The sequence below is a fragment of the Streptomyces yamdrokensis genome, from assembly GCF_053890455.1.
This window is the reverse complement of sequence record NZ_CM132679.1, coordinates 3,493,098-3,511,751: the sequence shown is the minus strand read 5'-3', so window position 1 is coordinate 3,511,751 and position 18,654 is coordinate 3,493,098. Positions and strand designations below refer to the sequence as shown.

Sequence of the window (18,654 nt, the reverse complement as noted above, 5' to 3'; positions counted from 1 at the left end):
CCGCAGCTAGGAGTACCAAGGGATGACGCCCGGCAACAACGGCGCGAGCACGCCCGAGGACGACGACCCGTTCGGCTACCTCTACGCCGACGGGCAGGCCAACGGAGCCCAGCCGCCGTCCGGGGGCTACGGCTACCCGAACTCGGTCAACCGGGTGCGGGCGGTCGGCACGCGACAGTACGGCCAGCAGGGCCCCGCGGCGCAGGCGCCGCAGCAGCAGGGGACGTACGGCCAGCCGAACGCGAACTACGCGGCGCCGGAGACGCTGCCCGGCGGCTCCTCGCAGCTGCCCGGCAACCGCGGCGGTCACGGTGGTGGCCATGGCGGCGGTCGCGGTGGTGGCGGCCGGGGCCGCGGCCCGAACACCAAGGGCCTGCTCATCGGCGCCGTCGCGGTGGTCGCCGCGGTGGTCGTCGGTATCGGCCTGGCGATGATCGGCGGCGACGACGAGGACGACAAGAGCGGCAACCAGGCCGACTCGACGCCGACCCAGTCCCAGCCCACCGGGGAGAGCAGCCCTTCGGCGAGCGGTGACGAGCAGGAGGAAGCGGCCGAACTGCCGACGATCGACGCCAAGGCACTGCGCCTGGGCGGCACCGCGGCCCTCGCGCAGGACGTCGAGGGCGCGCAGTCCGACGGCGGCGTCTATGTGGCGAACCTCAACAATCCGGGTTCCTCGGTCACCTGGACGGTCGACGGCATCCCGAAGGACGGCACCTACACCGTCTTCGTGCGCTACAGCACCACCGACGACCCCCAGTCGATGACGCTCACCGTCAACGGCAAGGAGTTCGGCTCCAAGCTCAACATGGACAACTTCGCCCGTGCCGAGGACGGCGACTTCTCGAAGGGCTGGACCCAGACCTTCGCGTGGCCCACGCTCAACAAGGGCACCAACACCCTCTCGGTCTCCTGCGCCGACGGCGACAAGTGCAACGTCCTGCTGGACCAGCTGTCGCTGAAGGAAGGCCAGGTCAAGAAGTAGAGGCCGCCGGCACGGGGCGGAACCCGCCCCGGCCCCCGGGGGCAGACCCGGGGTCCCGCCCCGGCCTCGCTCGTGACCACCGCCCCGGGCGGCAGGTCCCGTAGGCCTCGTGGCCGGACTCGCTCGCCGCCGGGGCCAGTACGGCCACCGCGGGCAGGGCCGCCGCCCGGCTGGGACGGTCCGGCCACGGCAGGTGCCCCACCAGGCCCGACGGCAGGCACGCGACAGGTGATGTCGGGCGCGGTGTCCAGCGTGACCGTGAGGGTCGCCGGGCCGCCCCCCTTGGTGACTCCGGCCCGCGACCGTGCCGAAGAGACGCCCGTTTGGACCGCCCCGTCGGCGGCACCCGCCGGGGGCCCGGCCGGTGCCTCGAACCCGACAGGGGGCGGGTCAGCCCGGTTGGGGGGAGAGCACCCATTCGCCGCGGCGCATCACGCCCTTGAGGGTGAAGTCCGCGTCGAGGACCACGAGGTCGGCGTCCTTCCCGGGTTCCAGGGAGCCGATCCGGTCGTCCATGCCCAGCAGCCGGGCCGGGTTGGCGGACAGGGCGGCGACCGCGTGCTCGACGGGCAGCCCGTCGACGGTCACCGCCCGCTTCAGGGCGCGGTCCAGGGTGAGCGTCGAGCCCGCGATGGAGCCTCCCTCCACCAGCCGGGCCACCCCGTGAGCGACCTCGACCTCCAGCGGCCCGAGCATGTAGCGGCCGTCGCCGAAACCGGCCGCGTCCATCGCGTCCGTGACGAACGCCACCCGTGCGGGGCCCGCGTGATGGAACGCCAGCCGGAGGGCGGCCGGGTGCAGATGGGTGCCGTCGTTGATCAGCTCGACCGTGACCCGCTCGTCCTCCAGCAGGGCGGCGATCGGGCCGGGGGCGCGGTGGCCGAGTGCCGGCATGGCGTTGAAGAGGTGGGTCGCGACGGTGGCGCCCGCGTCGATGGCGGCCACGGTCTGCTCGTACGTCGCGTCCGTGTGGCCGACGGCCGCGATCACGCCGTGCTCGGCCAGCAGGCGTACGGAGTCGAGGCCGCCCGGCAGTTCGGTGGCCAGGGTGAGCATCCTCGCCCGGCCGCGGGCGGCGTCGATCAGCTTGCGGACCTCCGCCGGGTCGGGCTCGCGCAGCAGCTTTGGGGAGTGCGCGCCCTTGCGGCACGGCGAGATGAACGGCCCCTCGAAGTGGACGCCGGCGATGTCGCCCTGCTCGGCCAGTTCCGCGAGCAGGCCCGCGCGCCGGGCGAGGAAGTCCAGGCCGCCGGTGACGGTCGAGGCGAGCAGGGTGGTGGTGCCGTGCAGGCGGTGGGTGTGGATGCCCTTGAGGACCTCGTCGACCGTGCCGGAGGTGAAGGACGCGCCGCCGCCGCCGTGGTTGTGGAGGTCGACGAAGCCGGGCACCAGCCAGTGCCCGCTCAGGTCGAGGGTCTCGGCGTTCTCGGCGTTCTCGGGGGCCCCGGGAGCGGCGGAGGAGGTGTTCGCGGGGGCCGTGGCGACGATCCGGGTGCCCTCGACGGTCACGCGGCCGTCGTCCACGGTCCCGGTGGGCAGGACCACCCGGGCACCGGCGAGAACCTTGGTGGGGGCCATCAGGTGGTTACCTCCGAAGGGTAGGGAGAGGAGCCGGCCGAGGAGTCCGTGGAGGAACCGGTCGCGAGGGCGGTGAGGAGATCCCGGGCGAGGAGGCCCGCGCCCAGGCATCCGGCGGTGTCCCCGAGGGCCGCGGGGACCAGGGACGGCAGTTTCTGGAAGGTGACCCGTCGCCGGACGGCCTCCCGCAGCGGTGTGAACAAGGTTTCCCCGGCCCCGGCCAGCCCGCCACCGATGATCAGAGTGCGGGGGTCCAGCAGGGTGAGCGCGGTGACCAGCCCGTCGGCGAGCGCGTCGACCGCCTCCTGCCAGACCTTCCGGGCCCGTACGTCGCCAGACTCCACGGCCCCGGCGCAGTGGGCCGCGTCCGCGCCCGGGTCGCCGCAGGCCGCCGCCCACGCGTCGCCGACCGCCGCCGCGGAGGCGTACCGCTCCAGGCAGCCGCGCTGTCCGCACGGGCAGGGGACGCCCCCGGGCCGTACGACGACGTGACCGATCTCGCCCGCGAAGCCGTGCGCGCCCGCCTCCACCCGGCCGTCGATGCCGATGGCGCCCGCGATGCCGGTGCCCAGCGGCACGAACAGGAACCGGTCGGCGCCCCGGCCCGCCCCGATGCGGCCCTCGGCGAGCCCGCCGGTGCGCACGTCGTGGCCGAGGGCGACCGGGATGCCGCCGAGCCGCTGTGCGAGCAGTGCGCGCAGCGGGAGGTCGCGCCAGCCGAGGTTGGCGGAGTAGACGGCGACGCCCCGCGTCTCGTCGACGATGCCGGGGACGGCGAGGCCGGCGGCGGACGCGGGCTCGCCGAGGTGCTCGGCGCCGTGGGCGCGCAGATCGGCGGCGAAGCCCAGGATCCCGGCCACGACCGCGTCCGGACCGCGGTCGCGCGCGGTGGCCCGGCGGTCCCGGTGCAGCACCGTGCCGTCCGCTCCGACCAGGGCGGCCTTCATCCCGGTGCCGCCCACATCGAGGGCGATGACATGTTCCACGGGGGACAGTGTGACCCCGGGACCCGCAAGAGGTCTAGTCCACTCGCGTGGTGTAGACCTTGATCCGATTATCGGAAAAGTTGGAAAAGTTTTGGAACGGATGGCGCGGAGCGCCGGAGCGGGAGAGAACAGCAGTGCAGCGGCGGGTCTTGGCAAGGACGATCGCGGCGGTGTCCGCACTGGGACTGACGGGGGCCCTCGGCGGATGCGGCGTCGGCACAGGCTCCTCCGATGTCACCCTGGAACTGGTCGCCGCCGACTACGGCACCGGCGTGGACGACAGCACGGAGAAGTACTGGGCCACGCTGACGGAGCAGTACGAGGCCGAACACCCGGGCGTGACGATCGACGTCACCGTCCACTCCTGGAACGACGTCGACCGCGAGGTCAAGGAGAGGGTCGAGGCGGGCGACCCGCCGGACATGGCCCAGATCGGCGCGTACGCCGACTACGCCGCCGACGGACTGCTCTACAAGGCCGACGACGTGCTCTCCATCCCCGTACAGGCCGACTTCGTCGCGCAGCTGGCCACCGCGGGCCAGGTCAACGGCGTGCAGTACGGCATGCCGTTCGCCGCCTCCACACGCGTGCTGTTCTACAACAAGGCCCTGTTCGAGGACGCCGGCCTCACCCCGCCGCAGACCTGGGCCGAACTCGCCGCGAACGCCGAGGTCCTGAAGGAGGAGGGCGTGAAGTACCCCTACGCGCTGCCCCTCGGCCCGGAGGAGGCGCAGGCCGAGACCATGCAGTGGCTGCTCAGCGGCAAGGGTGGCTACACCGACACCATGGGCGCCTACGCCTTCGACTCCGCGCAGAACACCGAAACCGTCACCTGGCTCAAGGACGAGCTGGTCGGCAAGGGCCTGACCGGCCCCGTCGCGCCCGGCGAACTCGACCGCGCCGACGCGTTCGCAGCCTTCGCCGCCGGTGACGTCGGCATGCTGAACGGCCATCCGTCGCTGATCGGCATGGCCGAGCAGAAGGGCGTGGAGTTCGGCACCGTGCCGACGCCGGGGGCCGAGGGCGAGAGCCCGGCCACGCTCGGCGTCGCCGACTGGATGATGGCCTTCAACAAGAGCGGCCACCGCGACGAGATCGGCGACTTCCTCGACTTCGTCTACAGCGAGGAGCACGTGCTCGAGTTCTCCCGCGCGTACGACCTGCTGCCGGTCACCACCTCCGCGTCCCGTGTGATGGACGAGTCCACGGAGGACAGGAAGCTCCGGCCCTTCCTCGACCAGCTGCCGACCGCGGAGCTCTACCCGGTCGGCAACACCTCCTGGGCCGACGTCAACGCGGCCGTCAAGCAGCGGATCGGCAAGGCCGTGGCCCCGGGCGGCAGCCCCGAGGGCGTCCTGGGCGAGCTCCAGGCGACCGCCACGCGCGCGGAGAGCGCGCGGTAGGGCACGCCGGCCCGTAGGGCCCCGGTTGTCGGTGGCGGGGGCTACCGTGCGGGTATGGACCAGGGCATGGACGAGGAGCGGGAACGGGAGCAGGAGCCGCCGGCGCGGCGCGAGCGGGACATCATCGCGCTGGAGCGTCGCGGCTTCCTCGGCCCCGGCGCGAAGGAGCGGGCGATCCGCGAGGAGCTGGGCCTGGCCCCGGTGCGCTACTACCAGCTCCTCAACGCCCTGCTCGACGACCCCCGCGCCCTGGCCCACGACCCGGTCACCGTGAACCGGCTCAGACGCGTCCGCGAGTCCCGCCGCGCGCAACGCTGACGGAACGCGGGACGGCAGAGCCGGCGGGCGGCACACGCGGGACCGGCCGGCGGAGCAGGCCGGCCGACCGCCACGTCCGCGCGTTCCCGCGGCTTTGTGACCTCGTCGCTGCCGCCGCACACCAGCGGCCCGGGGACGCCGTCCGAGCGGAGCTTGCCGACGGCGGCGTCCCCGCGGGGCGGAGCGCTGGACGCGGGCCGTCAAAGCTTGGCGGTCGGCGTCGGCGGTAGCGGTGGCGGTGGCGGTGGTGGTGGTGGCGTCAGCCGGTCGTGTCGGTGCGTGGGGGCAGGGCCCGCGCCAGCGCCTCGAGCAGGTGTACGACCCCCTCGGGGCCGTCGACCACCACGTCCGCGCGTTCCCGCAGCTCCGTGACCTCGTCGCTGCCGCTGCACACCAGCAGCCCGGGGACCCCGTCCGAGCGGAGCTTGTCGACGGCGGCGTAGGCGGGGAGGTCGCCCAGGTCGTCCCCGGCGTACAGGACGGTCCCGGCGCCGATCTCACGGGCGTACTCCGCCAGGGCGACGCCCTTGTCCATGCCGGGCGGACGCAGCTCCAGGACCATGCGGCCGGGCTCGACGACCAGACCGTGCCGCTGCGCCAGGCCGGTCAGCGGCTCGCGCAGCGCCTCCAGGGCGGTCTGGGGGTCGGCGGTCCTGCGGGTGTGGACGGCCACCGCGCGGCCCTTCTCCTCGGTCCAGGTGCCCTCCGGGGCGCCGGCCCGGTCGAGCAGCCCCGGCAGTTCCGCGCGCACGGCGGCGACCCCGGGGTGCGGGGCGGGCGCGGTGATGTCGCCGGTGGCGGCGTTCCAGCGCTCGGTGCCGTAGTGGCCGAGGACGACGAGGTGCTCCAGGCCGGGAACGCCCGCGAAGCCACCGTGCCGTACCGCCACCGCGGGCGGCCGGCCGGTGATCACCGCCACGGAGGCCATCTCAGGGGCGAGCGCGGCGAGCGCGCGCACCGCGCCGGGATGGGCGCGGGCCTGCTCGGGGTCGGGCACGATCGGCGCGAGCGTCCCGTCGAAGTCGAGCGCGATCAGCGCCCTGCCCGGCCGCGCGAGCAGCGCGTCGAGTCCTTCCCGCCCGGCCCGCGTGGCGGGCACCGGCAGGGTGCCGGAGGCGTCGGAGTGCGTGGCGTTCGGGTCCGTGGAGTCCTTGGAGCTGCCCATACCGTCAACCTATCCACGTCCGCCCGCCCTCACGCATGCACGACCGGTCGTCCAAGGAGGACGGGAGACGCCGGGAGACGCCGGAGGGGAGCCGACGGAGGGCCGGCAGGTCTCCCCCGGCTCCGCGGGCAGAGGTGTCGCACGGGAGGTCACGCCGTCGTCCACAGCCCCGCAGCCCCGCGCACCGGCCCTCGCGCACCCGCGTCGGCCGGGGCCGCCCCGACCGGAGCCGCCACCCGCGGGCGGCGGGGCGGCGGCAGGCTTCAGTTGCCGTCCCGCAGGGCGTTCAGCTGCTCCAGGAACCACTGCTGCGGCGGCAGCGCGGTCGCCGCATCGGCCAGGCGCTTGGCGCGCTCGGTGCGCTCCTGAGGGCGCATCATGAGCCCCTCGTGCAGGGCCCGCGCCGTGTCGACCACGTCGTACGGGTTGACGGTGATCGCGTCCTCGCCCAGTTCCTCGTACGCGCCCGCCTCCCGGGACAGCACCAGCGCGCAGCCCCCTTCGGACAGGATCGGGATCTCCTTGGCGACCAGGTTCATCCCGTCCCGGATGGGGTTGACCAGCGCCACGTCGGCCAGCCGGTACGCGGCCAGGGAGCGCGCGAAGTCGTCCTTGACGTGCAGGACGACCGGACGCCAGCCCGGTGTCCCGTACCGCTCGTTGATCTCGTCGGCGACCCGCCGCACCTCGGCCGTGTAGTCGCGGTACACGGCGAGATCCTGCCGGGAGGGGTAGGCGAAGGCGACGTGCACGACCCGTTCGCGCCACTCGGGGTGGTCGTCGAGGAGCTGCCGGTACGCGAGCAGGCCGCGCACGATGTTCTTCGACAGCTCGGTCCGGTCGACCCGGACGACGGTCTTGCGCGCGGTCCCGTCGGGAGCCGTTCCGATCTCCTCGCGGAGCTCGGCGATCCGCTCCTCGACGTCCGCCTCGTGCGCCCGGCCGCGCAGGAAGTCCGCGTCGGCGCCCAGCCCGTGCACCCCGATCGCGGTCTCCCCGAGCCCGTCGGCGAACCGCTCGCAGCACGCGGTGAACGCGTCCGCCCAGCGCCGGGTCAGGAAGCCGAGCCGGTCCGCGCCCAGCATCCCGCGCAGCACCTGCCCGGCGATGTCGTCGGGCAGCATCCGGAAGTACTCCGGCGGAGCCCACGGCGTGTGCGAGAAGTGGCCGATGCGCAGATCGGGGCGGAGCTCCCGCAGCAGCCCCGGGACCAGCGTCAGGTGGTAGTCCTGCACCACCACCGCGGCCCCCCGCGCGGCCTCCTCGGCCAGCGCCTCGGCGAACGCCCGGTTGTAGGCCTCGTACGCCGCCCACCGCCGGCGGAACTCCGCGTCGAAGACGGGTTCCAGCGGTGTCTGGTACAGCATGTGGTGCACGAACCACAGCACCGAGTTCGCGATGCCGTTGTACGCGTCGGCGTGCACGTCCGCGGGGATGTCCAGCATCCGCACGCCGTCCTCGCCGACCCCGCGCCGTACGGCCTCGCGGTCGCCGTCGGACAGCGCCGAGCACACCCACAGCGCGTCCGCGTCGGACCCGATGGCCGACAGCCCGGACACCAGCCCGCCGCCGCCCCGCCTGGCGTGCAGCGAGCCGTCCTCGCCCACCGTGTACGAAACGGGGCCGCGGTTCGACGCGACCAGCACCCGAGCGTTCCGAGTGTCCTGACCAGCCTGCATGGGAGCCATACGCCTCAACCTAGCCCGCCTTTGAAACGCTCAAACGTACGGATCGGCCGTACGCGGATCAGCGGACCGGCCGTATACGACCGGATGCCCCCGGAAGGTCAGGTCAAGGGCTGCGGCAGGGGCCGCGGACCGTCGTGGTCAGGCCACCCGGCGGGACTGGTACTCGGCTATGTCCGTCATCGGAGGGCGCTCCTGGGTGTCCACCGGGTGGGTGTGGGGCTCGAAGCCGGTGCCGGTGCGTTCGAACTGGGTGAGAGCGGGGCGCAGGAGATGGCTGCGGGCCAGGCGGAGATGGGCGGTGCGGTAGATCGCGGCGGCCATGCGGCCGAGGGCCTGGCCGTCCTGGTGACGGTGTCTGCGCACGCCGACGTCGACCTGCGCGAGGGCGCCCAGGCCCACCAGGTGCAGGGCGTCGACCAGCATGCCCAGCTCGACGCCGTAGCCGACGGGGAAGGGCAGCCGTTCCAGGAGCGAGCGGCGGGCCGCGTACTCGCCGCCCAGCGGCTGCACGAAGCCGGCCAGCCGCGGCCAGTGCAGGTTGAGCAGCGGGCGCGCCATCAGTTCCGTGACCCGGCCGCCCTGGCCGGCGGCGTCGCCCAGGGGCCGGTCGTACATGGCCTTCACCAGCTGCACGTCCGGCTCCGTGAGCAGGGGGCCGACGATGCCGGTGACGAAGTCGGCGGAGAACTCCCTGAGGTCCGCGTCGACGAAGCAGACGATGTCCCCCCGGGTGACCAGCAGGGAGCGCCACAGCACCTCGCCCTTGCCGGGCACGGCGGGTATGCGGGGCAGGATCGCGTCCCGGTGCACCACGGTCGCGCCCGCCGCCGCGGCCACCCGGGCCGTGCGGTCGGTCGAGCCGGAGTCCACGACCACGACCTCGTCGACCAGCGGGACCCGCAGCATCAGGTCGTGCCGGATCGTCGCGACGATCTCCCCGACCGTCGCCTCCTCGTTGAGCGCGGGCAGCACCACGCTCACCGTCTGTCCCGTGGCGCGTTTCGCGGCCAGGAGGCGTTGCACCGGGCGGTCGGTCACGGACCAGGAGCGCTGGGCCAGCCAGCGCTCGACTTCTTCCAGCACGGTCGGCGGCTCCTCAGTCCTGTGGTCCATAGATCCTCGATCCTCTGGCCCATACTCCTGTGGCGCTCCTGCGGTCCGTACACCGGTGGTCCGTACACCGGTGGTCCGTGTCCCCGTGATCCGTCTCGCGGTTCGGACGTGCTCTCTGCACCGTCCTGGCCTTCGGTTACAGTCTTGGACAACGCGGACGGCCACGCACATCGGGGTCGCGACCCTCTCCGGTCCTCGTCCGCGCCGCACGACCGCACGACACACAACCGAATACAGCTCATCCAGAGGGGCAGAGGGAAACGGCCCGATGAAGCCCCGGCAACCCTCCAGCCGGTTCTCGTAGATCACCGCCGATCGACGGTCCAGCAGCGCGCCGCGCAGTGCGGATCGCGCACGTGGCGCCGATCGTTCTCGCGAGGCTCCCGGCTAGGGAAGGTGCCAAATCCGTCTCACGGCGAGATGCGTCGTGAGGAAGATGAGGAGAAAGGGCCTCGCCTCACATGGCTGTGCAGACTGTCGCAAACACCACCGGCTCCGCCGGACCCGCCGAGCGCTCCGCTTCGGCCGCGCCCTCCGTCGATCTCGGTCCCGCCGCCGCGTTGTCCTGCCGCGAGTGCGGCCACCGCGTACCGCTCGGCCCCGTCTTCGCCTGCGAGGAGTGTTTCGGCCCGCTGGAGATCGCCTACGACTTCTCGGCCTACGACACCGAGGAACTGCGCCGGCGCATCGAAGCGGGTCCCGCGAACATCTGGCGCTACGCGCCCCTGCTGCCCGTCCCCGCCGACGTGGCGACCAAGCCGAACATCAACCCGGGCTGGACCAAGCTCGTCCAGGCCGACAACCTCGCCCGCGAGCTCGGCGTCACCGGCGGTCTGTACGTCAAGGACGACTCCGGCAACCCGACGCACTCCTTCAAGGACCGGGTCGTCGCCCAGGCCCTGGAGGCCGCCCGCGCCTTCGGCTTCACCACCCTCTCCTGCTCCTCCACGGGCAACCTCGCCGGTGCCGTCGGCGCCGCCGCCGCCCGTGCCGGACTGCGCTCCTGCGTGTTCATCCCGCACGACCTGGAGCAGGGCAAGGTCGTCATGGCCGCCGTCTACGGCGGTGAGCTCGTCGGCATCGAGGGCAACTACGACGACGTGAACCGCTTCTGCTCCGAGCTGATCGGCGACCCGGCCGGCGAGGGCTGGGGCTTCGTCAACGTCAACCTGCGGCCGTACTACGCCGAGGGCTCCAAGACCCTCGCGTACGAGATCTGCGAGCAGCTCGGGTGGCGGCTGCCCGACCAGCTCGTCGTCCCGATCGCCTCCGGCTCGCAGCTCACGAAGATCGACAAGGGGCTGCGCGAGCTGATCGGGCTCGGTCTCGTCGAGGACAGGCCGTACAAGATCTTCGGTGCCCAGGCCGAGGGCTGCTCGCCGGTGTCGACCGCGTACAAGGCGGGCCACGACGTCGTCCGGCCGCAGAAGCCGAAGACCATCGCCAAGTCGCTCGCCATCGGCAACCCCGCCGACGGCCCGTACGTCCTGGACATCGCGCGCCGCACCGGCGGCGCCGTGGAGGACGTGACGGACGAGCAGGTCGTTCAGGCCATCAGGCTGCTCGCCCGGACCGAGGGCATCTTCGCGGAGACCGCGGGCGGCGTGACCGTCGGCGTCACGAAGAAGCTGATCGAGAACGGCGACCTGGATCCGTCCCTGACCACCGTCGTCCTCAACACCGGCGACGGCCTCAAGACGCTGGACGCGGTGGCCGACACCGGCCTGACCGCGACCATCCGCCCGAACCTGGACTCCTTCCGAGAGGCTGGCCTCAGCTCATGAGCGTGACCGTTCGCATCCCCACCATCCTGCGCACCTACACCGGCGGCAGGGCCGAGGTCGACGCCCAGGGCGCCACCCTCGGCGACGTCATCGCGGACCTGGAGAAGAACCACACCGGGATCGCCGCCCGCGTCCTCGACGACCAGGGCAAGCTGCGCCGCTTCGTCAACGTCTACGTCAACGACGACGACGTCCGTTTCGAGCAGGGCCTGCAGACCGCGACGCCGGACGGCGCGGGTGTGTCGATCATCCCGGCCGTCGCCGGCGGCTGACCGCGGCTGACGACAGCTGATCATTACCATCGGTAACCATCATTACCGGGTGTTCATCGGATTGCCCCCTCCGCGAGATAAGCGGAGGGGGCAATTCCGTAGGATTGAACGCGATAGAGTCGGGGAACGCGGTTCCGACTCCCCTGTCGGGAACCATTAATTCCTGCCGCTCACCCGACTGGATACAGCCAAAGTCCGGGCCCCTTCTGCGGCGTTTGAGGGTTTTGTCCGGGCTGACTTTCCCTGAAATCGGACGAATTGCCGTCGCATTCCGGCCCGGCGGTGTCGGGATTTCTCGTCCGACTGACCTGTTGCAGAGGGCAGTTGGGCAGATACATTCAGCCGCGGTCGACGCGTTCCGGCGCACGCCCCCAACCATTTGGGGAGTGAGGTCTGACCCGGATCCGCGAAGTGCGGATCTGTGCAAGGGCCAGTAATAGGGGAGTTAGGCATGGCTCAGGGCACCGTCAAGTGGTTCAACGCGGAGAAGGGGTACGGCTTCATCGCGGTCGACGGTGGTGCGGATGTTTTCGTCCACTACAGCGCGATCCAGATGGACGGCTACCGCACCCTTGAAGAGGGCCAGCGGGTCGAGTTCGAGATCTCGCAGGGCCAGAAGGGCCCGCAGGCCGACATGGTTCGCGTCACCGCCTGAACGCGCTACCAGCAACCACAAGAATTTTCCTGCCGACGAAGGGCTCGTGTCTCCGGGGTCACCCGGGATGCGAGCCCTTCGCCTTGCCCGCGCCGCTCGCCTGCTGCCCGGCGTGGCGCCCGTCCGCGCGCCCGTCCGTCCGCGTGCCGCCCGCGCCGCTCGTCCGCCGGCCGCCCGTCCCGTCCGGGTGTTCGCGGGTGGCTGAGTCTCCCGCCGATCCTCGAAGGCGCTTGCACTCGCATGGGTCGAGTGCTAATCATTGCGTTAGCACTCTGAAGGTGAGAGTGACAACGTAAGGACCGGGTCGGTGAGGCCCGCAGGCCGGTGGGGCAAGGAACCGCCGGGTCTGTGAGCCGTCCGTCGCGGGCGCGGGCGCGGTCCTCAAGGAGTCATCACCCCCAGTCCTGGAGGGACCACTTCACATGGCCAAGATCATCGCGTTCGACGAGGAGGCGCGGCGCGGCCTCGAGCGCGGCATGAACCAGCTCGCGGACGCCGTCAAGGTGACGCTCGGCCCCAAGGGCCGCAACGTCGTCCTCGAGAAGAAGTGGGGCGCCCCCACGATCACCAACGATGGTGTGTCCATCGCCAAGGAGATCGAGCTCGAGGACCCGTACGAGAAGATCGGCGCAGAGCTGGTCAAGGAAGTCGCCAAGAAGACGGACGACGTCGCCGGTGACGGTACGACCACCGCGACCGTCCTCGCCCAGGCCCTGGTCAAGGAGGGCCTGCGCAACGTAGCCGCCGGCGCCAACCCGATGGCCCTCAAGCGCGGTATCGAGAAGGCCGTCGAGGCCGTCTCCGGTGCCCTGCTGGAGCAGGCGAAGGATGTCGAGACCAAGGAGCAGATCGCCTCCACGGCCTCCATCTCCGCCGCCGACACCCAGATCGGCGAGCTCATCGCCGAGGCGATGGACAAGGTCGGCAAGGAAGGCGTCATCACCGTCGAGGAGTCCCAGACCTTCGGTCTGGAGCTGGAGCTCACCGAGGGTATGCGCTTCGACAAGGGCTACATCTCGGCGTACTTCGCCACCGACATGGAGCGTATGGAGGCGTCGCTCGACGACCCGTACATCCTGATCGCCAACTCCAAGATCGGCAACGTCAAGGACCTGCTGCCGCTCCTGGAGAAGGTCATGCAGTCGGGCAAGCCGCTGCTGATCATCGCCGAGGACGTCGAGGGCGAGGCCCTGTCGACCCTGGTCGTCAACAAGATCCGCGGCACCTTCAAGTCCGTCGCCGTCAAGGCCCCGGGCTTCGGCGACCGCCGCAAGGCCATGCTCGGCGACATCGCCATCCTCACCGGTGGCGAGGTCATCTCCGAGGAGGTCGGCCTCAAGCTGGAGAACGCCACGGTCGACCTTCTGGGCCGGGCCCGCAAGGTCGTCATCACCAAGGACGAGACCACCATCGTCGACGGTGCCGGCTCGGCCGACCAGGTCCAGGGCCGCGTGAACCAGATCCGCGCCGAGATCGAGAACAGCGACTCGGACTACGACCGCGAGAAGCTGCAGGAGCGCCTGGCGAAGCTCGCCGGCGGTGTCGCGGTCATCAAGGCCGGTGCCGCCACCGAGGTCGAGCTCAAGGAGCGCAAGCACCGCATCGAGGACGCCGTCCGCAACGCGAAGGCGGCCGTCGAGGAGGGCATCGTCGCCGGTGGTGGCGTGGCCCTGCTCCAGGCCTCCTCGGTGTTCGAGAAGCTGGAGCTCGAGGGTGACGAGGCGACCGGCGCCCAGGCCGTGAAGCTCGCGCTCGAGGCCCCGCTGAAGCAGATCGCCGTCAACGCCGGCCTCGAGGGCGGTGTCGTGGTGGAGAAGGTGCGCAACCTCACTCCGGGCCACGGCCTGAACGCCGCGACCGGCGAGTACGTCGACCTGGTCAAGGAAGGCATCATCGACCCGGCCAAGGTGACGCGTTCCGCGCTGCAGAACGCCGCGTCGATCGCCGCGCTGTTCCTGACCACCGAGGCCGTCATCGCCGACAAGCCGGAGAAGGCCTCCGCGGCCGCTCCGGGCGGCATGCCGGGCGGTGACATGGACTTCTGAGCCTGACCCACCTCAGGTTCGGACCCGGTCCGTCAGTACCGAGGGCGGCACCCCCTGTTTCCGGCAGGGGGTGCCGCCCTCGGGCGTTTCGGGGAGCGGGGCCCGGGGCCCGAGCCCCCGGGCCGGTGTGGTGGGGGTCACAAGGGGGCGGGCCGGATGGGTGGAATGGCTTTCGGCCCCCGCCGGTTGCCGCTGGAGTGCAGTGAATGCACACGCACATACCGACCGGTACATCCAGCGAGGAGCCCCCACATGACCGTCGCCACCTCCACGGCCGCCGCCCGAGCCTCGGACATTCTGTCCCGGCCGGTCTCGATCAACGGACTGACCGTGCCGAACCGCATCGCGATGGCGCCGATGACCCGGATGTTCTCGCCGGGCGGTGTCCCCGGCGAGGACGTGGTGTCGTACTACTCCCGCAGGGCCGCCGCCGGTGTGGGACTGATCGTCACCGAGGGCACGTACGTGGGGCACGAGTCGGCCGGGCAGAGCGACCGGGTGCCGCGGTTCCACGGGGAGGAGCAGCTGGCCGGCTGGGCGAAGGTCGCCGACGCGGTGCACGCGGCGGGCGGCACGATCGTGCCGCAGCTGTGGCACATCGGCATGGTCCGCGAGCAGGGGCAGGCGCCGTATCCGCAGGCGCCGGCGCTCGGCCCGTCCGGCGTGCGCACGGACGGCACCGAGGGTGCGGGCAAGGCCATGACGCAGGCCGACATCGACGCGGTGGTCGAGGCGTTCGCGCAGGCCGCGGCGGACGCCGAGCGCATCGGCTTCGACGGCGTGGAGCTGCACGGCGCCCACGGCTACCTCATCGACCAGTTCCTGTGGGCCGGCACCAACCGCCGCACCGACGCCTACGGCGGCGACCCGGTGGCGCGGGCGAAGTTCGCGACGGAGATCGTCGCGGCGGTCCGTGAGCGGGTCTCGCCCGGGTTCCCGGTCATCTTCCGTTACTCGCAGTGGAAGCAGGACGCCTACGACTCCCGCCTCGCCGAGACCCCCGAGGAGCTGGAGGCGATCCTCGCCCCGCTCGCGGCGGCCGGTGCCGACGCCTTCCACGCCTCCACCCGCCGGTACTGGGTCCCGGAGTTCGAGGACTCGGACCTGAACCTGGCCGGCTGGACGAAGAAGCTGACCGGCAAGCCCGCCATCACCGTCGGTTCGGTCGGCCTGAACGGGGACTTCCAGGACGCGTTCCGGGGGAAGGGCGCCGAGCTGGGCAGCCTCGACAACCTGCTCGACCGGCTGGAGCGTGACGAGTTCGACCTCGTCGCCGTGGGGCGCGCGGTGCTCCAGGACCCGGACTGGGCGGCGAAGGTCCTCGGTGGACGCTTCGGCGAACTCGACCCGTACGACGCGGCGTCGCTGAAGACGCTGAGCTGATCGCGCCGTTCCGCCGGCGCCACCCGTGAGGCCCTGCGGGGCGGGGGTGGCGCCGGCGCCTCGTCGTCGCGGCGGACGGGGGGCTGCCGTCCGCGCCCGGTCCCGCGTTCACCCGATTTTAACTTGCCTAAGTCAATCAATCTCCATAAGGTTGCCCAAGTCAAGTAGATCTGAGCCACCACGGAGAACTCCCCCATGTCCGACGCACTCGCCCGGCCCGCCACGGCCGGGGACTCTGCGCCGCCCCGCCCCAACGCCGTCGTGGCCGTCCTGGCCTTCAGCGGCATCGTCGTCGCGCTGATGCAGACCCTGGTCATCCCGATCGTGGGGCAGCTGCCGCAGTTCCTGAACGCCTCGGCGTCGGACACCGCCTGGGCCATCACCGCGACCCTGCTCGCCGCCGCCGTCGCGACGCCGGTCATGGGACGCCTCGGCGACATGTACGGCAAGCGGCGCATGCTGCTGATCAGCATGAGCATGCTGATCGTCGGCTCCGTGGTCGCCGGGCTCAGCGACAGCCTGATCCCGATGATCGTCGGCCGCGCCCTGCAGGGCCTCGCCTCCGGTGTGATCCCGCTCGGCATCAGCATCCTGCGCGACGAACTCCCCGCCGAGCGGCTGGGCTCGGCCACCGCGATGATCAGCGCCTCGCTCGGTGTCGGCGGCGCCCTCGGCCTGCCCGCCGCCGCGCTCATCGCCGACAACTTCGACTGGCACGCGCTGTTCTGGATCTCCGCCGCCCTCGGCGTCGTCGCGCTCGCCCTGGTGGCGGCCCTCGTACCGGAGTCGAAGGTGCGCACCGGCGGCCGGTTCGACCTGCCCGGCGCGATCGGGATGGCCGCCGGCCTGATGTGCCTGCTGCTCGCGATCTCCAAGGGAGCCGACTGGGGCTGGGGGAGCGGCACCACGCTCGGCCTGTTCGCGGCGGCCGTCGTCGTCCTGGCCTCCTGGGGCTTCTTCGAGCTGCGCGTCACCGAGCCGCTGGTGGACCTGAGGGTCTCGGCCCGTCCCCAGGTGCTGGTGACCAACGCCGCCTCGGTGGCGATCGGCTTCGCGATGTTCTCCATGTCCCTGGTCATCCCGCAGCTGCTCCAGCTGCCGGAGCAGACCGGCTACGGCCTGGGCAGATCGCTGCTGACGGCCGGCCTGGTCATGGCCCCCTCCGGCCTGGTGATGATGGCGCTGGCCCCGGTGTCCGCGCTCGTCTCCCGCGCCAGGGGGCCGAAGGTGACGCTGATGACCGGCGCTCTGATCGTCGCCGCGGGCTACGGACTGAACGTCGTCCTCATGGCCGAGGTCTGGCACTTCGTGCTCGCGTCCTGCGTCATCGGCGCCGGTATCGGCTTCTGCTACGGGGCGATGCCCGCCCTCATCATGGGCGCCGTGCCCGCCTCCGAGACGGGCTCCGCGAACAGCCTCAACACCCTGATGCGGTCCCTGGGCACGTCCGTCGCCAGCGCCGTCGCCGGTGTCGTCCTGGCACAGATGACCACACGGCTCGGTTCGTTCGCGGTGCCGTCGGAGAGCGCCTTCCGTACGGTGCTGGCACTCGGCTCCGGTGCCGCGCTCGTCGGGTTCGTCGTGGCGGCCTTCATCCCGCGCGAACGGCCGGCGGGCCGCACCGCGGCGAGCGCGGAGGGCCCGACGGCGGGCGAGCCGGCCGCGGTTTCGACCACCAAGGCGTAGTCACCCGGAGCAGGGGACTACAGGTTCCCCATCGGCTCGATGTCGGCGCGGACCGGTGTTCCCCACACGCGCAGTACCTCGTAGTCGGTGAACTCGTGCACGAGCCGGTACGCCATGGCCGCCCGGGGCCCGCGCCGCTCGGCCGCGATGAACAGTTCGGCCTCGCGGCGGTCCCGGCGCGGAGTGCCGCACAACTGCCACGCCCGACCGTTCCACAGCTCCGGCAGCCAGCGCTGCTGGGGCTGGTGACGGTCGCCGTGCATTCCGTACCGGGACGGGGCGGGCCCGGTGGACGCGTGCTGGGGCGCCGGCCCGTTGAACTCGGCGCGGCGGGCCGTACGGCGCCGGGTCTCGCACAGCAGGCACAGGTCGGGGGCGCTCTTGTCGACCGGGCCGGTGGGGTGCTCGGAGCAGCGCGTGCTGGGCGCGGCCGTGGCGACGCTCTCCTCCAGCTGGTCCAGCGCACGCCTGAGGTCCGCCCGGACCTCGTGCAGCTTGGCGTCCGGCGTGTCACCGGTCAGCGCCTCGCCGTGCTCCCCGAGGACGCGCAGGGCGCGGCCCAGGGCGGTGAGCTGCGCGTGGTTCATGTGGTTTGTCTCCCTGTGGGGGTCGGGTCCAGTATCCCAGCCGTCACGGCCGGCCGGCGGCCGCCGCCAGCGCCGCGCGCAGGTGGCCGTTCGCCTCGTCGAGCAGGCGGGCCGCGGTCGGGCCGTCCACGTCGGCCAGCAGGACCAGGACGGCGTTCTTCACCTCGCCGTCCGTGACGGCCAGCGCACGCTCGACGTCGGCGTCCGCCGCCCCCGTCGCGAGGGCGACGATACGGCGGGAGCGGGCCCGCAGCTTCTCGTTGGAGGCCCGTACGTCGATCATCAGGTTCCCGTACGTCTTGCCCAGCCGGATCATCGTGATCGTCGAGATCATGTTGAGGACGAGCTTCTGGGCGGTGCCGGCCTTGAGGCGGGTGGAGCCGGTCAGCAGCTCCGGGCCGACGACGACCTCGATGCCGTGCTCGGCCGCCTCGGCGAGCGGGCTGCCCGCGTTGCAGGCGAGCCCCACCGTCAGGGCGCCCCGCGCGCGGGCGTGCGTGACGGCGCCGACGGCGTACGGGGTGCGCCCCGAGGCGGAGACGCCGACCACCGTGTCGTCGGCGGTCAACACCAGCGCGTCCAGGTCGGCCGCGGCCGGCTCCGCGGAGTCCTCGGCGCCCTCGACCGACGTGACCAGGGCACCGGGACCGCCCGCGATCAGGCCGACGACCTGACCGGGGCCGGTGTTGAAGGTCGGCGGGCACTCGGAGGCGTCCAGGACGCCCAGCCGGCCGGCGGTGCCCGCGCCCGCGTAGACCAGCCGGCCGCCCCGGGCCATCCGGTCGGCCACGGCGTCGATCGCGGCGGCGATCCGGGGCAGCTGCTCGGCCACGGCGACGGCCACGGAGGCGTCCTCGCCGTTCATCAGCCGGGCGATGCCGAGGGTGGGCAGCAGGTCGACGTCCGCCAGCTCCGGCCGGAACGCCTCGGTGGTCAGGGTCTCCAACTCGGCGCGGAGATCGCGGTGGTGGGAGGTGGGAGTCATGGCGGGTCTTTCCGGTCGGAG

At 72.2% G+C, this 18,654-nt stretch carries 16 protein-coding genes and 1 riboswitch; of the genes, 9 read left to right on the top strand and 7 right to left on the bottom strand.

All coding sequences use genetic code 11. From position 1 onward, the window contains the following. Window positions 1-22: 22 nt before the first annotated feature. Window positions 23-985: a carbohydrate-binding protein gene (locus ACWZEH_RS15350; RefSeq protein WP_456198950.1), complete on the top strand. Its 963-nt coding sequence runs from the start codon at window positions 23-25 to the stop codon at window positions 983-985. A gap of 390 nt (window positions 986-1,375) precedes the next feature. On the opposite strand, the gene nagA is transcribed toward ACWZEH_RS15350, so the two are convergent. Both nagA and ACWZEH_RS15340 read right to left on the bottom strand, forming a co-directional pair. Further along, window positions 1,376-2,563 carry an N-acetylglucosamine-6-phosphate deacetylase gene (nagA, locus tag ACWZEH_RS15345; protein WP_456198949.1) on the bottom strand — a complete coding sequence of 396 codons (1,188 nt, stop codon included), beginning with the start codon at window positions 2,561-2,563 and terminating at the stop codon, window positions 1,376-1,378. Continuing rightward, window positions 2,563-3,510 carry an ROK family protein gene (locus tag ACWZEH_RS15340; RefSeq protein ID WP_456199616.1) on the bottom strand — a complete coding sequence of 316 codons (948 nt, stop codon included), beginning with the start codon at window positions 3,508-3,510 and terminating at the stop codon, window positions 2,563-2,565. Before ACWZEH_RS15340 ends, nagA begins: the two co-directional genes overlap by 1 nt. A 173-nt stretch (window positions 3,511-3,683) precedes the next feature. Between ACWZEH_RS15340 and ACWZEH_RS15335 the strand changes: the two genes are divergently transcribed. Both ACWZEH_RS15335 and ACWZEH_RS15330 read left to right on the top strand, forming a co-directional pair. After that, complete coding sequence (locus tag ACWZEH_RS15335) at window positions 3,684-4,952, top strand: extracellular solute-binding protein (protein WP_456198947.1); 1,269 nt, start codon at window positions 3,684-3,686, stop codon at window positions 4,950-4,952. A gap of 54 nt (window positions 4,953-5,006) precedes the next feature. Continuing rightward, a complete protein-coding gene (locus tag ACWZEH_RS15330; RefSeq protein ID WP_456198946.1) occupies window positions 5,007-5,270 on the top strand; it encodes a DUF3263 domain-containing protein in 264 nt (87 codons plus the stop codon). Between the two features lie 259 nt (window positions 5,271-5,529). On the opposite strand, the gene otsB is transcribed toward ACWZEH_RS15330, so the two are convergent. The 3 genes from otsB to ACWZEH_RS15315 form a co-directional block, all read right to left on the bottom strand. Further along, on the bottom strand, window positions 5,530-6,435 hold the full coding sequence (gene otsB, locus ACWZEH_RS15325) for a trehalose-phosphatase (RefSeq protein WP_456198944.1): 906 nt from the start codon (window positions 6,433-6,435) through the stop codon (window positions 5,530-5,532). A 263-nt stretch (window positions 6,436-6,698) separates the two neighbouring features. Beyond that, the gene (locus ACWZEH_RS15320; RefSeq protein WP_456198943.1) at window positions 6,699-8,123 is read right to left on the bottom strand and encodes an alpha,alpha-trehalose-phosphate synthase (UDP-forming); all 1,425 of its coding nucleotides are present in this window, start codon (window positions 8,121-8,123) and stop codon (window positions 6,699-6,701) included. A 138-nt stretch (window positions 8,124-8,261) separates the two neighbouring features. Further along, the gene (locus ACWZEH_RS15315) at window positions 8,262-9,206 is read right to left on the bottom strand and encodes a glucosyl-3-phosphoglycerate synthase (protein ID WP_456199615.1); all 945 of its coding nucleotides are present in this window, start codon (window positions 9,204-9,206) and stop codon (window positions 8,262-8,264) included. Between the two features lie 265 nt (window positions 9,207-9,471). Beyond that, window positions 9,472-9,679: riboswitch (SAM riboswitch) on the top strand. An 18-nt stretch (window positions 9,680-9,697) separates the two neighbouring features. Here ACWZEH_RS15315 and thrC point away from each other — a divergent pair. From thrC to ACWZEH_RS15285, 6 genes are all read left to right on the top strand, one after another. Beyond that, window positions 9,698-11,020 carry a threonine synthase gene (thrC, locus tag ACWZEH_RS15310; RefSeq protein ID WP_456198941.1) on the top strand — a complete coding sequence of 441 codons (1,323 nt, stop codon included), beginning with the start codon at window positions 9,698-9,700 and terminating at the stop codon, window positions 11,018-11,020. Beyond that, complete coding sequence (locus ACWZEH_RS15305; RefSeq protein ID WP_456198939.1) at window positions 11,017-11,292, top strand: MoaD/ThiS family protein; 276 nt, start codon at window positions 11,017-11,019, stop codon at window positions 11,290-11,292. The genes thrC and ACWZEH_RS15305 overlap by 4 nt, the downstream gene beginning before the upstream one ends. 451 nt (window positions 11,293-11,743) lie before the next feature. Next, window positions 11,744-11,947: a cold-shock protein gene (locus ACWZEH_RS15300; RefSeq protein WP_004986573.1), complete on the top strand. Its 204-nt coding sequence runs from the start codon at window positions 11,744-11,746 to the stop codon at window positions 11,945-11,947. A 422-nt stretch (window positions 11,948-12,369) separates the two neighbouring features. Next, the gene (gene groL / locus ACWZEH_RS15295) at window positions 12,370-13,992 is read left to right on the top strand and encodes a chaperonin GroEL (RefSeq protein ID WP_456198937.1); all 1,623 of its coding nucleotides are present in this window, start codon (window positions 12,370-12,372) and stop codon (window positions 13,990-13,992) included. 252 nt (window positions 13,993-14,244) lie between these two features. Next, the gene (locus tag ACWZEH_RS15290; protein WP_456198936.1) at window positions 14,245-15,375 is read left to right on the top strand and encodes an NADH:flavin oxidoreductase; all 1,131 of its coding nucleotides are present in this window, start codon (window positions 14,245-14,247) and stop codon (window positions 15,373-15,375) included. A gap of 195 nt (window positions 15,376-15,570) precedes the next feature. Then, complete coding sequence (locus ACWZEH_RS15285; RefSeq protein ID WP_456198934.1) at window positions 15,571-17,061, top strand: MFS transporter; 1,491 nt, start codon at window positions 15,571-15,573, stop codon at window positions 17,059-17,061. Window positions 17,062-17,078: 17 nt separating this feature from the next. On the opposite strand, the gene ACWZEH_RS15280 is transcribed toward ACWZEH_RS15285, so the two are convergent. Then, a complete protein-coding gene (locus ACWZEH_RS15280; protein WP_456198932.1) occupies window positions 17,079-17,648 on the bottom strand; it encodes a hypothetical protein in 570 nt (189 codons plus the stop codon). 43 nt (window positions 17,649-17,691) lie between these two features. Next, window positions 17,692-18,633, bottom strand: coding sequence for an N-acetylmuramic acid 6-phosphate etherase (gene murQ, locus ACWZEH_RS15275; RefSeq protein WP_456198930.1), 942 nt, complete (start codon window positions 18,631-18,633; stop codon window positions 17,692-17,694). Window positions 18,634-18,654: the final 21 nt, after the last annotated feature.